The 12956-nt window shown below is 52.8% G+C and carries 12 protein-coding genes and 1 riboswitch; of the genes, 2 read left to right on the top strand and 10 right to left on the bottom strand.

Annotation, left to right across the window (positions count from 1 at the left end):
• From HMPREF9473_RS16320 to selD, 7 genes are all read right to left on the bottom strand, one after another.
• The coding region (locus HMPREF9473_RS16320; RefSeq protein ID WP_006781265.1) for a molybdopterin cofactor-binding domain-containing protein at positions 1–737 on the bottom strand (737 nt) is incomplete at its 3' end.
• 89 nt (positions 738–826) lie between these two features.
• Complete coding sequence (locus tag HMPREF9473_RS16315) at positions 827–2215, bottom strand: NCS2 family permease (protein WP_006781264.1); 1389 nt, start codon at positions 2213–2215, stop codon at positions 827–829.
• A gap of 233 nt (positions 2216–2448) precedes the next feature.
• A complete protein-coding gene (locus HMPREF9473_RS16310; protein ID WP_006781263.1) occupies positions 2449–3741 on the bottom strand; it encodes an amidohydrolase family protein in 1293 nt (430 codons plus the stop codon).
• Positions 3742–3941: 200 nt separating this feature from the next.
• Positions 3942–4037, bottom strand: a riboswitch (purine riboswitch).
• A gap of 136 nt (positions 4038–4173) precedes the next feature.
• Positions 4174–4410 (bottom strand): DUF3343 domain-containing protein, encoded by a 237-nt coding sequence (locus HMPREF9473_RS16305; RefSeq protein ID WP_006781262.1) that lies wholly within the window; start codon positions 4408–4410, stop codon positions 4174–4176.
• A gap of 63 nt (positions 4411–4473) precedes the next feature.
• A complete protein-coding gene (locus HMPREF9473_RS16300; protein ID WP_006781261.1) occupies positions 4474–5379 on the bottom strand; it encodes a selenium metabolism-associated LysR family transcriptional regulator in 906 nt (301 codons plus the stop codon).
• Positions 5376–6533 (bottom strand): aminotransferase class V-fold PLP-dependent enzyme, encoded by a 1158-nt coding sequence (locus HMPREF9473_RS16295; protein ID WP_006781260.1) that lies wholly within the window; start codon positions 6531–6533, stop codon positions 5376–5378. The genes HMPREF9473_RS16300 and HMPREF9473_RS16295 overlap by 4 nt, the downstream gene beginning before the upstream one ends.
• Entirely contained in the window at positions 6533–7579 is a 1047-nt protein-coding gene (gene selD, locus HMPREF9473_RS16290; protein WP_006781259.1) for a selenide, water dikinase SelD, read from the bottom strand. Before selD ends, HMPREF9473_RS16295 begins: the two co-directional genes overlap by 1 nt.
• Positions 7580–7769: 190 nt before the next feature.
• Between selD and HMPREF9473_RS16285 the strand changes: the two genes are divergently transcribed.
• The gene (locus HMPREF9473_RS16285; RefSeq protein ID WP_006781258.1) at positions 7770–8726 is read left to right on the top strand and encodes a hypothetical protein; all 957 of its coding nucleotides are present in this window, start codon (positions 7770–7772) and stop codon (positions 8724–8726) included.
• Positions 8727–8801: 75 nt separating this feature from the next.
• Here the strand turns inward: HMPREF9473_RS16285 and HMPREF9473_RS16280 are convergent, their stop codons facing one another.
• From HMPREF9473_RS16280 to thrC, 3 genes are read right to left on the bottom strand one after another with little or no spacing between them, the layout of a single operon-like run.
• Positions 8802–9188: a RidA family protein gene (locus tag HMPREF9473_RS16280; protein ID WP_006781257.1), complete on the bottom strand. Its 387-nt coding sequence runs from the start codon at positions 9186–9188 to the stop codon at positions 8802–8804.
• 11 nt (positions 9189–9199) lie between these two features.
• Positions 9200–10600 carry a Na+/H+ antiporter NhaC family protein gene (locus tag HMPREF9473_RS16275; protein WP_006781256.1) on the bottom strand — a complete coding sequence of 467 codons (1401 nt, stop codon included), beginning with the start codon at positions 10598–10600 and terminating at the stop codon, positions 9200–9202.
• A 17-nt stretch (positions 10601–10617) separates the two neighbouring features.
• A complete protein-coding gene (gene thrC / locus HMPREF9473_RS16270; RefSeq protein WP_006781255.1) occupies positions 10618–11874 on the bottom strand; it encodes a threonine synthase in 1257 nt (418 codons plus the stop codon).
• A gap of 191 nt (positions 11875–12065) precedes the next feature.
• On the opposite strand from thrC, the gene HMPREF9473_RS16265 reads away from it, so the two are divergent.
• Complete coding sequence (locus tag HMPREF9473_RS16265; RefSeq protein WP_006781254.1) at positions 12066–12719, top strand: helix-turn-helix transcriptional regulator; 654 nt, start codon at positions 12066–12068, stop codon at positions 12717–12719.
• The last annotated feature ends 237 nt before the right edge of the window (positions 12720–12956 follow it).

Below are 12956 nucleotides of genomic sequence, written 5' to 3'. Positions count from 1 at the left end.
CCGCCGATGTAAGGTTTAATCACTCTCACATCGCCCCAGGGAACCCCTAACGCCTGGCCAATCACACGGCGCACAATATGGGGTATCTGGGTGGAGGAAACCACCACAATCTTCCCACTCTCCATGTACGCGTAGGAGATCGGCGTCTCCAGATGGCAGTGCTGGACACTCTGGGTTTTGTAATCCTTATGTATGGTAACGAGTCCTTCTTCCTTCAGGGCTTCCTCGTAGGACATCTCTCCCACCTGGAAACTGGAATGGGCGATGACATTGCCGGGCTTCTCCTCGTGTAACTGGGTGGCTCCCTCCGCCATTGCCGCCTCCACTGTAAGCAGGGGCTCGTATTCTTCATATTCCACATGCACCAGACGGGCCGCTCTGGCGGCAGCGATATCATTTTCCGCAATGACCGCCGCGATGTCGTCTCCGTACACCCGCACTCTGGTGTTTAACAATTTTCTGTCCGAGATATCCTGGTGGGCCGTCTCCACAGACCACGGATGTCCGGGCGTCGGGAACTGAATATCCGGCACGTCAAAACACGTCACAATCTTCACAACTCCTGGCACCTTCAAGGCTTCCTCCAAATCAAAGCTCTTGACCACACCGTTGGCAATGGTACTGCGCACCACCTTTGCCACCAGGAGTCCCTGTGGCATCAAATCAGCCGTATATTTGGCTCCGCCGGTCACCTTCTCCCATGCATCCACACGGGTCATGCTTTTACCAACTCCCATGGTACTACCTCCAATCTTTTTCTACATGATTCCAAATTACTTTATGACCGCCCACCGGGCAGGAACTGTCCGGAGAGCGGTCAACAGGTTTAAATAAGAATATATTTTAGAACAAACAATACCGCCAGCACATACATGAGCGTACTGATTTTCTTTTCTTTGAATTTACCGGTTACCAGGTTGATCACAACGTAGGAGATAACGCCCATAGCGATACCTTCGGAAATGCTGTACATAAATGGCATGGCAATAATACAGATATATGCCGGAATCGCCTCCGTGTAGTCCACAAAGTCAATCTTTGTGATGGATGTCAGCATCAGGAATCCAACCACAATCAGGGCCGGAGCCGTTGCAAATGACGGGATTGCCAGGAAAATCGGTGACAGGAACAGGGACAGGCCAAACAAAGCCGCCGCTGTCACTGCGGTCAGACCGGTTCTACCACCCTCGGAAACACCTGCCGCACTCTCAACGAATGTGGTGGTTGTGGAGGTACCAAATACGGCACCCACGGAAGTACCAATAGCATCTGACATCAAAGCGCCTTTAATCTTCGGCAGTTTGCCATCCTTGTCAAGCATATCCGCCTTGGAAGCCACACCAATCAGAGTTCCCAGTGTATCAAACAAATCGACGAACAGGAACGCGAACATGATAACCAGGAAGTCTAAGGACAGTACCCTTGAGAAATCCAGGTGCATGAAGGTCGGCGCCATGCTCTTGATACCAAAACCGCTTGAGAAATCCGGGAATACACTGAACATACCCAGTTCCGGATTCGGTACGTACAGGCCGATAGCCTGGCATATCATGCCCAGAACCCAGGTCGCCAGAATGCCCCACAGGATGTTGCCCTTCACATTCTTTACAACCAGAATGGCGGTAATCAGAATACCAATCAAAGCCAGCAGCACGGTGATACCAACGGAATTGAAGGTGCCATCGCCCAGAGCGCCCTTAAAGGAATAGACAGACACCAGTGTGGCGCCATCCACAACAATTTTTGCATTCTGCAATCCGATAAATGCAATAAACAGACCGATACCAACGGAAACCGCATGCTTCAAGTTCATGGGGATGGAGTTGAAAATCGCCTCACGAACATTGGTCAGTGACAGTACGATAAAGATAAGACCTTCGATAAATACTGCCGCCAGAGCCATTTCCCAGGTGTAACCCATCTGGAGAACTACCGTGTATGCAAAATACGCATTGAGTCCCATACCAGGTGCCAGAACAAACGGATAGTTGGAAAATGCCGCCATGAGCAGGGTTGCCACCAGGGCCGCCAGGGCTGTCGCGGTAAATACGGAGCCGCTGTCCATGCCTGCCGCACTTAAAACGCTTGGGTTAACTGCCAATATGTATGCCATCGTCATAAACGTGGTGACACCGGCCATAACCTCTGTCTTAACATCCGTTTTGTTTTCTTTCAAATGAAACCATTTCTCAAAAATTCCCCCGTTACCTTCCATACTAATTCCTACCTCCTTAAAATAGTGTTGTTTCCATGCTCCCAGGTTCAGAAACACGGTTAGACCACGACAATGTTACCGCCAGTGTGTCAACATCGTGCCCTCTGGGTACACTCCCTAATGTGCACCCTTCGGGCGGACATGCTCTCACATGTCTTTATAAAAAGAAACCGGCTTCCCCTCCAGTTTCTTTCTACCATGATAATCAGGAGTTTTCAGGCGCGTCCCCCGCGTCAGAAAATCTTGCTTCCCGCCACATATTTCCCCACAATGTGGCGCTCATCGGACAGATAGATAAACCGTTCCAATCGTTCTTTTATCTCAAGTGGCTGCGGATGTCTAAGCTTCGCGTCATCCAGAATCACCGCATCCAGCTCATACCCTTTCTCAAAGCTTCCGACCTTTCCAAAGAATGAGCCGCCGCCTTTTGTTCCCATATAAAATGCTTCCTCCATGGTGAGCGGCTTCGCGCTCTCGTCCACCAGTCTCCAGTAAAGCTTCGACACCTGCACGGCATCGGCCATGGCCCGGAAGATGGATTCCGTGAATCCGCCGGCCACATCACTGCCAAGACCGATATGGATGCCCTCCTCCAGATACCGGCGCGCCGGCGCGATTCCCGATGCCAGGTTGGTGTTGGACTGGGGGCAGTGGGCCACGTAGACGCCACGCTCCTTTAAAAGTTTCCGCTCCTCCTCCCCGGAGTAAACGCAGTGGGCCATGATGGTCTTACACTCATATCCATCCCCGTCTCTGCCGAACATTCCCTGCTTGTCGTAGGCATCCCCATAGCAGCTCGACCAGGGACAGAGCTCTTTCACCCAGGCAATCTCCCCCTGATTCTCCGATAAATGGGACTGCACCGGAAGGTGGTATCTCTTTCGAATCACGTTTAACCCGCCCATCAGATCATCGGTGACCGATGGGATGAACCGCGGCGTCAGAATCGGCTTCGTTCTCTCATACCGTCCTGCCGACTCATCCAGCCACCGGATGGTATCGCCCGCCGACTGGGGCGCATCGTCCTCCACCAGATAGTCCGGTGTATTTCTATCCATGTTCACCTTGCCCACCATGGTCTTCAGTCCGGTCTCCTCCATCAGGTCCATCAAAAGCTCGGTGGCTTCCCTGTGAACCGTGGCGAAAATGCAGGCTCTTGTGGTGGCGCTGTGTTTCATCTGCTCCGCAAATATCCCGTAGGCGCTGGCCGCGTATTCCAGATCACGGTACTTGGCCTCCTCCGGAAAGGTGTGGGTGTTTAACCAGTCCAGCAGCTCCATATCCATCCCCAGCCCGCGAAATGCATACTGGGGCGCATGGACATGTAAGTCCACCAGACCCGGCACGATCAGTTTGTCGCCGTAGTCCACCACCGGATACTGCCGGTATTCCTCCGGAAGTGTCTCATACACACCGGCCGAGACTCCGTCCTCACAGACCAGATATCCCTGCTCCACAACCGAAAGATTCTTCTCATCCAGGCTGTAACACAGATTGCCCTTTAACACGAAATTCTGTCTCTCCATAATGTCCTCCTGTTTTCAGAATGCCCCTCCTGCTTCCGCTTGAGGGATTAGGTGATATCCCATGTACATTCTTTCTTCGAAGTCCATCCGGCGAATTGCTGCGGTCTGGCTGTCTCTGCCAATACACTCACAGATTCCCACAACAATAAAAAAACCACCGTCTGTCCTGCTTCTAAAGAATTCCACGGACATCATCGTCATTGATTGCCGGGAAAACTTATAGACAACTATTACGGTAGTTGGTAGAAACGCTCATCCAATTATGAGCATATATAAGTTTCGCACAATGTTAAATTTTATTAACACGCTTTGTTTTCTTAAGAGTATCATATTGCAACAGCAGTTGTCAATAGTTTTTTATTTTTTGATTACTTTCTCTTATTTGCGCGAATTGTGTGTTATATTTGAACAATTTTTATGATTCCAAATTGTCTAAATCAGATAAATTCCCATGGATTCCCAGGCGAGATTATGGCGCTCCATGCACGTTCTCACCGCCTCCTCCCCGGCCGCCGGCGCGCTCCACGCCAGACCGCAGCCGGCCGATATCTGTCTGGGGACAGGAATCAGCCGCCCTGCTATCTGATTCAGTTTTAATTCCTTCTCGGCCGCCATGGCCTCTGTCGTGGTGTGAAAGGTCACTACCAGACGCTGTTCTTTTGCTCTCATAGGTTTAATTCTATAACGATTTGGCCCCTGTGTCCAGACTCAGTTTTGATTTATAGATTTTGTCTATAAGTGTTCATACCAGTCGCGGACAAACTGGATAAAGATTTTGGCCGCCGGGCCTGGTTTGCTTGTCTTGTTCCACACCATGTAGAGTTTCCGGCTCAATTCTCCTTCCCGGATGGGAAGACGGAAGATTCGGTTCTGCCGCACATAGTCTTCCACCGACACCTCCGACATGATGGCAATCCCCATGCCGGTGCTGACGGATTTCTTGATGGTCTCCTGGTTGCTCATCGTCGCAACGATGTTGAGCCGCTCCGGATGGATACCGGCGGACTTCAGATATTCTTCTGTTTCCTTCCTTGTGCCGGAACCCTCCTCCCGCACAATCAGCCGCTCGTGATAGAGCTGCTCCAGCGGGAAACCGGTCTCCAGATATGACTCATACCGGCTTTCGGCCGGCGTTATGACGGCCAGGTTATCTACATAGAATGGCTCAAACACACAGTTGTCCCCGGAAAGCTTTGTGCCTGTGAATCCCACCTCAAATTCGCCCTGGGCCACCCGTTCCACCACCTCCAGGCTGTCGCATTCCGTGATATCCAGGCGGTAGTCCTGGTAAGTGTTGGCGAATAAGGAGAGAATCTGCAGCAGGATATACTGCCCCGGGACTGTGGAAGCGCCGGCCACTATGGTATTTCCGCGCCTGGTATCCCTGTCCTTAAATTCTTTTAGAATCTGATGCTCCAGCTGAAGCATCTGTTTCGCAAAGCCATACAGCCGTTCCCCGTCCCCGGAGAGAACCACATCCTTGGTGGTCCTGATAAACAGCCTGCTGCCAAGCTCCGTCTCCAGACTCTGGATATGGGCGCTGACGGTGGGCTGGGTCAAATAGAGTTTTTTGCCTGCTTTGGAAAAACTTCCGGTCTCCGCCACGCAGACGAATGCTTCCAATTGTTTTAGATTCATTGTGCCAGCTCCTCCACCGCTTTGACAGCGGTTCTCACTTCTTCCTCCGTGTTGTGGAAAGAGAAGCTGAACCGGACCGCCCCCTGCTCCTTCGTCCCCAGCGCCTCATGCATCAGCGGCGCGCAGTGGGCGCCGGCACGGGTCAGTATCCCATAGTCGACAGCCAGGGCGTCAGATACCTCGCCGGAATCATAATTACCGATATTCAACGTTACAATGGGAGCCCGGAGGGGGACGTCGAAATCTCCATACACGGTCACTCCCGGGATGTCCTTCACGCCGTGGTAAAACAGACTCATCAGCCGCTGCTCCTTCTCTCTTATCACGCTGCTTCCCAACTCCCCCAGATAGGCAAGAGCCGCATGGAGGCCAGCGATACCGTGGCCGTTGAGCGTTCCGGCTTCCAGGGCTGTGGGCATAGTGTCCGGGTGGGTCTTGGAGTAGCTGTGGACGCCGCTTCCGCCCACCACAAGGGGGCGTATCCGGATACCATCCCGCACACAGATGCCGCCGACTCCCTGGGGACCCATCAGGCTTTTATGGCCGGTGAAGCACAGGACATCGATTCCCATTTTCTCCATGTCAATGTCGAAAACGCCGGCGCTCTGGGAGGCGTCCACGATGAGAAGAAGGTGATGCTTCCTGCAAATGCCACCCACCCGTTCCACGTCAATCATGTTGCCGGTCAGGTTCGAGGCATGGGTGCAGACGATGGCTTTTGTGTTTGGCCGGATGAAGTGTTCCAAATCTTCATAGCGGATATTGCCCTTTTTGTCTGCCGGAGCAATAGACAGTTCCAGGCCCCGCTCTCTCATCAGATACAGCGGACGCAGGACCGAGTTGTGCTCCATGGCGGTGGTAATCACATGGTCCCCCGGCTGAAATAAGCCCTGAATCGCAATATTTAAGCTCTCCGTGGAGTTTGCCGTAAATGCAACCCCTGAAGGGCGGCCACAGGATTCTCCCCCCGGCTTCCAGAGTCCGAACAGCTCCGCCAGCTGTTCTCTCGTCTCATATATGATTCTTGACGCGTCCAAAGACGCCTCGTGGGCGCCTCTCCCCGCATTTCCCATATGGCGCATGGCATCCGCCACGGCATTTACCACCACGTCAGGTTTGTGATAGGTGGTGGCTGCATTATCCAGATAGATCATTACCGCAACCTCACATATTTCTCCTGTTTTTCCGTCACTGTTCCAATGATACCGAAGGCGGTCGCCATATCCGACTGCTCCATCTCTTTGATGATTTTCTCCGCCACTTCCGGGGCTGCGCTGACTAACAGACCGCCGGAGGTCTGGGGGTCGAAGAAAATGTCCAGCAGATGCTCTTCCACATTTCCCATCTCAATCTTTTCTTCCGTGAAATTCCGGTTGCGGTAGGCCCCCGCCGGAATCAGTCCCATCTGGGCGTATTCGATAGCAGCCTGCTGGATGGGAAGCCGCCCCATCTCAATGTCGAAGGTCACGCCGCTTCCCTCGGCCATCTCGATGCTGTGTCCCGCCAGGCCAAAGCCGGTGACATCGGTGCAGCTGTGAATCTCGTATTTCTCAATGATCTGCTTGGCTTTTTTGTTGAGAGTGGTCATCACCCGGATAACCTCCTGCTGCGCTTCCGGCGACGCCATCTCTGCCTTCACCGCGGTATTCACAATCCCGGTGCCCAGCGGCTTTGTGAGAATCAGCACATCCCCCGGCATGGCGCCGCAGTTTTTAAACACCTGATCCGGGTGCACAAAACCGGTGACACTCAGGCCGTATTTCGGCTCGTCGTCCTGAATGGAATGGCCTCCGGCCAGCACCGCGCCGGCCTCCATCACCTTGTCCGCTCCGCCCCGCAGAATCTCCCCCAGAAACTTCGGATTGACGCAGTTGGGCCATGCCACGATATTCAGTGCCACCTTCGGCTCCCCGCCCATGGCGTAGATATCGCTGAGGGCGTTAGCCGCCGCTACCTGCCCGAAGGTATAGGGGTCATCCACCACCGGTGTGAAGAAATCCAATGTCTGGATCAGCGCCACCTCATCCGACACCTTATAGATGGCCCCGTCATCCGATGTCTCGATCCCCACTAACAGGTTCTCATCCTGGAATTTTGGCAGACTCTCCAATATCCCCGCCAGCGTCCCCGGCCCAATTTTTGCCGCACACCCGGCGGTTTTCGACATCTGCGTCAGTCTTACCTCTTCATCTGCTATCATCACGTATCCCCTCCACATCTATTTATAGAAACTGTCTATATATCATTCTAGCATAACTATCAGAATATACAATCCCAATTTCTCCTGTCCCTGCAAATTTCTCCTCCCTATCCATCCGGGCAATCGTTGACTTTCCACTGGCACGGTAGTATCATTAATCTTAGAAAATACATATTCAGGAGGGTCAATTATGCAAAAATGGAAACGCGTTTTGATAGCCGTTGGCATTTTGACGGCTGTGAGTGCTATTCCGGCTTACGCTGCCGGCTGGCAGTGGATGGACACCAATGGAGATGGTGTCAGTGAATGCTATTATCTGGGGGATGATGGCAAGGCGTTAACCAATACCACCACGCCTGACAACTATACTGTCAACGAGCAGGGCGCGTGGGTTGTCGATGGGGTTGTTCAGACGCAGAAGCAGGAGCAGGCACTCACCGTGAAAAACACCTCATCCAAACTCGATCCCTGTTCCATGAAAACAAGCCAGGTAGATAATTTTCAGTATTGGCTTTACACGCCAAGAAATGCTACGGAAAACATGCCAATGATCGTACTTCTGATGGCCGGGGATGGCTTTCAGCAGGCAAAAAATGAAAAATATTTTACCGCAATTCGTAATGGAGGGGCAGGCGGTACCAATGCCTACATCCTGGCACCCTATCTTCCGGATAACTTAAATTCCGGAAAAGGCGGAATGTGGCCGGTGATTGAGCCCTCCGTTATGGAAATGATTGATGCCGTGGCTGCGGAAAACAAGATCGACCGGAACAAAATCAGCATTATGGGTGTAAGCAGAAATGCTGACGGTGCGGTTCAGCTGGCCGCGAAGTATCCGGGAACATTTTCCGGCATGTCTTTAATCGTTCCATTTCATTACAGATGCCCAATTGCAAAATGGGATGACAGCTGGGGCGAGCCGTTAAAAACCGTTCCAACCTGGATTTTTGTGGAAGATGAGGGTGAGGCTATCGGAAAGGCTGAGTCTGCCAGAAAGGCGATCACCGATGCAGGTGGCCAGGCCTGGGTGGAGGTTCAGACCGGCAAGGACCACAGCCAGGCAACGAAGAGTGTCTGTGCCGATATCAACTCCGGCAAGTTTAACGTTTTTGACTGGATGATTTCTCTTACAAAACCGCAAAGCTAAACAATCACAAAAACACCCTGAGAGGCAGACATTGAACTCTGGCCTTTCAGGGTGTTTTTTATGGTGAAAACATGATTATTTCGCCGCCCACATCTCGATTTCCACCAGAATTCCGGGAAGTAATCCGGTCTGTACGGCGGTGCGGACCGGTCTCGGCTCCGGCATGATTTCCTGGTAAATGGCGTTGAAAGCGCCCCATTCCCCTAAATCCTTCATATATACATTCACTTTAAACACCTGCTCCAAGGTGCAGCCGGCTGTCGCCAACTGGTTTTTGCAGTTTTCCAGCACGAGACGGGTCTGCTCCTCGACGGTCTCCCCCAGCACTTTTCCATCCATGGCGGTGGAGGTCTGTCCCGATATCACCACCACCTTATTGCAGGTGATTTCCAGAACCGGCGAGTAGGGTCCCGCGGTTACGTGCTGGGAAGCTCCCTGTGGTATCTCTTTCTTATAGCTCATTTTTCTATCCCTCAACTTTTCGTTTTTTCTCCGTCCTTACTTCCCCATCCTGTCAGCGCCGCAAATAAAACGGTTGCTATCATCACAATCGGGTAAAATGCGGTGAACATAGCCTGGTTGGCAGTCACCTGGGGCACAAGTCCCGGGTACTGGGCCGCTACCTCGCCCGAAACGGTCATTACCGCTACCAGCGGAACCATGTAGGGAAGCAGGTAGGACACGGTGCAGGCGCTGCAGTCCATCAAATTGGCGAGACGCACGCCGCTGATATCAAACTTTTTCCCAATCTCCTTGATGAGTGTGGGGCCGGCGGCCAGCATGGCAACCGTGCTGAAGTTAATCATGGCGTCAAACAGCCCCATGATAAGCAGGATGGAAACCTCCGCTTTCTTCCGGGTGGTAATCAGTCTCTCGATCAGCTTCTCCCTCAGCTGGGCCAGCAGCCCGGAGCAGTCGAACAGATGGGCCATGGGCGCCAGCAGGACGGCCAGAATACAGAGACCGAACATGCCGCTGACTCCATTTACCAGGATTCCCTGGGGCGCTCCGTCGGCTACGAAGAGCAAATCGCTGAATTTGAGAAGTCCCAGAGCCAGGGCCTCCACGATGGCAAACAAACTTCCCCAGGCGATGGATTCCACCAGATGATGGCCTCTCATGGCCAGGAAGATAACCAGCACTGCCGGCAGAATCATCGGCAATGTCTTCGGTGTGGCAAACTCCGCCATAATCCGGGCGCTCTCCGCCTGCGACTGCATTTCCCCGCCTCCGAATATCAGGAACAGGACACAGGCGATGGCCGCCGTCACCAATGCATATTTCAGGCGGGAGCGCACCACGTCGCCGATGGCCGCGTTGTTAATCTTGGCCGACGTGATGGTCGTGTCGGAGATTGGCGCCAGGTTGTCGCCGAAGCAGCCGCCGGACACGATGGCGCCCGCCAGTACCGCCGGGTTAGCCCCGATAATGACGCCGGCCGGGTAAATAACAGCCATACACGGGATAATGGTGCCCATGCTGGTTCCCGTGGCCGACGCGTAGATGGCGCACACAATGAAGGACACCACGCAGAAGGCTCCGCCGGTTAAATGCACCTGGGACGCGGCCCAAACCAGACCGTTGACCAGTCCGGAGGACTTTAAGATGGCGCCGAAGAATCCGGCTATCAGCCAGCACAAAACCGGTACCACCGCAATCGGGTCCGCCATGCCCACAAAGATTTCCTCGCTGTAATCCCAGCGGTTTTTCGCAAAAAATGCTCCTATCATCAACCCCATAAGCGCAAACAGAGCCATGCCGGTCTCCGTAGGCGCACCTTTGATACAGATGTATATTGTTCCTATTAAAAAGACAGCAAACGGAACCAGGCTCCCCATAGGCCCTATCCAAAATTCTAACTGTTTCTTCTCCATACCTGTTCTCCCTTCTCTCAGACCAGTTCTTCCGGTCTTGTAATCACCCGAATCGGCCGTACCTCTGCATTGCCGCCGGATGAATCCCCCTCGCCAGCGCCCGGCATACAGTAGTGGGCCGCTTTCAACCCGTGTCCCGTCACAAGGGCGACCACGGTGTCGGTCGGTTTTATCACGCCCTGCTCCAGCATTTTCTTCACGCCTCCCACGGCGGTGGCTCCGGTTGGCTCGGCAAATACCCCTTCTGTTCTGCTAAGCTCTGACCATGCTTCCCGGATTTCTTCCTCCGTCAGGGATGTCATCCGGCCGCCGGATTCTCTCACCAGGCGGATGGTGTGCTCTCCGTCCCCCTCATATCCGATGAGCTGGTCGGCAATGCCTCCCGCCATGGTATCTCCCATGTCGGTGCAGGCTTCCACCCTGCCGTCCTCTTTCTCAAATCCCTTCACAATCGGGGAGCAGGTTTCCGCCTGTACACCCAGCATGTGAGGCAGCCTGGAAACCAGGCCCATGGCCATCAGCTCCTGATATCCCCGGTAGACCCCGGAGAGCAGCGGACCTGTTCCGATGGGAACCGTAATCCAGTCCGGCACCTCTCCCTTCATCTGCTCGAACAGCTCGTAGGCCACGGTCTTGTCACCCTCCACCGTGTAAGGATTCACATAGGTGGATGTTAAATTGGCATATCCATAACGTTTACAGGCCTCCCGCACGATTCCGAAGCAGTCGCTGTATCCTCCCGGCGCAAAGGTAACGGTTGCGCCGTAAGCCATCAGCTGGCCCACCTTTCCGGGAGACGTCTTCTGCGGCACGCAGGCCAGGCAGCGCATGCCGGCTTTTGCCGCGTAGGCCGCCACGGACACGCCGGCATTGCCGGACGAAGCCACCGCAACGGTCGTGGCCCCATGCTCCTTCGCCACGGAGATTCCCACGGATGTGGGTCTGTCCTTAAAGGAAGCGGTGGGATTGGAAAATTCGTTCTTAATATAGAAGTTGTCCATGCCAAGGCCGGAATAAATCCTTCCGGCCCGGACAAGCGGCGTGTTCCCCTCCCCCAGGGAAACAATATGCTCCGTGTTCTCAAGCGGAAGCATTCTGTGATACCGCCAGAGCCCGGAAAATGCATCGTCCGTAAGCTCTTCTGCAGGGACCGCACCCCCGGCGGATTTCTCATAGATAACCTGCAAAAGACCTCCACATGTCTGGCATTCATATCGGTCCTCCAGCGGATACATCTGTCCGCAGACAGCGCATTGTAAACCAATCGCTTTCATCTTACCCTCCACATTGTCTGATTGTCACTGCTACACCGGTGTGATTTAAAAGTAACACATCTGTTTTTAAAAATCAATACTTTTTGTTATATTTTTTATTATTTTTCAAAATAATTGTTTTTATGAAATGATTGAATTTTATTACTTTTTGTTATATACTAGAGAATATCGAAAAGAAACGGAGGATACCCATGAATCACATTTCCGAAGAAAAAGATTTTTTGAATCAGCTCTTAAACATGCTCTCCAATCACATGCCGGATAACACGGAGATTGTACTGCATGATTTGACAGGCGATTATAATCATACGATTGTCGACATCCGGGGCGGCCACATCACCGGCAGGCAGATTGGGGACAGCGGAAGCAACTTAGGGCTGGAGGTCCTGCGGGGAACCGTGGAGAACGGCGACCGCTACAACTATGTCACCCACACGGAGGACGGGAAAATCCTGCGGACTTCTTCCCTCTATATCAGAGATGAGAACGGGAAAGTGGTGGGGTCCATCTGCATTAACAGTGATATCACGGATACGCTGAAATTTGAGGATATTCTTCACCGGTATAACCGGTATGAGAATACGGATGATAAGGAAGTGTTTACGAAAAATGTGGGAGAACTGCTGGACCACCTGCTCCAGCAGGCCCAATTGAACGTGGGCAAGATACCCAGCAAGATGACAAAGCAGGATAAGATGGATTTCATCCGGTATCTGGATGAGAAGGGCGCTTTTTTAATTACAAAATCCGGAGAACGCATCTGCAAGGCACTGGAGATTTCCAAGTATACCCTGTATTCCTACCTTGACGCGGTGCGGGATGGGGCGAAAGAGGAGGAGAAATAACCAGAAGTATTGTGTTCTTTTCATATCGCTGCCGGCCTGATACCGGCAGCGATTATTTTATGTATCCCTATTATTTTACTTTCAAAATCTGTCCTATCTGAATCCGGTCCGGTATTTTTGATGTGGTTGACCGCCACGAGCACATCCACGGTAGTCCCAAACCGGGCTGCCACCTTTGACAGAGTACTCCCCCCGTTTTACCGTGTAATATCCCTGTTCTCCCTCCGGTATCAGGCC

The organism is Hungatella hathewayi WAL-18680, assembly GCF_000235505.1.
In the GTDB taxonomy this organism is placed as follows: domain Bacteria; phylum Bacillota; class Clostridia; order Lachnospirales; family Lachnospiraceae; genus Hungatella_A; species Hungatella_A hathewayi_A.
Note: the sequence above shows the minus strand (reverse complement) of the source record. Positions and strands in the feature narration are given on the sequence as shown.

What these genes read in the sequence shown, in the direction of transcription:
- HMPREF9473_RS16265 (WP_006781254.1), top strand. Translation starts at nt 12,066, where the DNA reads ATGAATCACATTTCCGAAGAAAAAGATTTTTTGAATCAGCTCTTAAAC.
- HMPREF9473_RS16275 (WP_006781256.1), bottom strand. Translation starts at nt 10,600, where the DNA reads ATGGAGAAGAAACAGTTAGAATTTTGGATAGGGCCTATGGGGAGCCTG.
- HMPREF9473_RS16295 (WP_006781260.1), bottom strand. Translation starts at nt 6,533, where the DNA reads ATGATCTATCTGGATAATGCAGCCACCACCTATCACAAACCTGACGTG.
- thrC (WP_006781255.1), bottom strand. Translation starts at nt 11,874, where the DNA reads ATGAAAGCGATTGGTTTACAATGCGCTGTCTGCGGACAGATGTATCCG.
- HMPREF9473_RS16315 (WP_006781264.1), bottom strand. Translation starts at nt 2,215, where the DNA reads ATGGAAGGTAACGGGGGAATTTTTGAGAAATGGTTTCATTTGAAAGAA.
- selD (WP_006781259.1), bottom strand. Translation starts at nt 7,579, where the DNA reads ATGATAGCAGATGAAGAGGTAAGACTGACGCAGATGTCGAAAACCGCC.
- HMPREF9473_RS16310 (WP_006781263.1), bottom strand. Translation starts at nt 3,741, where the DNA reads ATGGAGAGACAGAATTTCGTGTTAAAGGGCAATCTGTGTTACAGCCTG.
- HMPREF9473_RS16305 (WP_006781262.1), bottom strand. Translation starts at nt 4,410, where the DNA reads ATGAGAGCAAAAGAACAGCGTCTGGTAGTGACCTTTCACACCACGACA.
- HMPREF9473_RS16300 (WP_006781261.1), bottom strand. Translation starts at nt 5,379, where the DNA reads ATGAATCTAAAACAATTGGAAGCATTCGTCTGCGTGGCGGAGACCGGA.
- HMPREF9473_RS16285 (WP_006781258.1), top strand. Translation starts at nt 7,770, where the DNA reads ATGCAAAAATGGAAACGCGTTTTGATAGCCGTTGGCATTTTGACGGCT.
- HMPREF9473_RS16280 (WP_006781257.1), bottom strand. Translation starts at nt 9,188, where the DNA reads ATGAGCTATAAGAAAGAGATACCACAGGGAGCTTCCCAGCACGTAACC.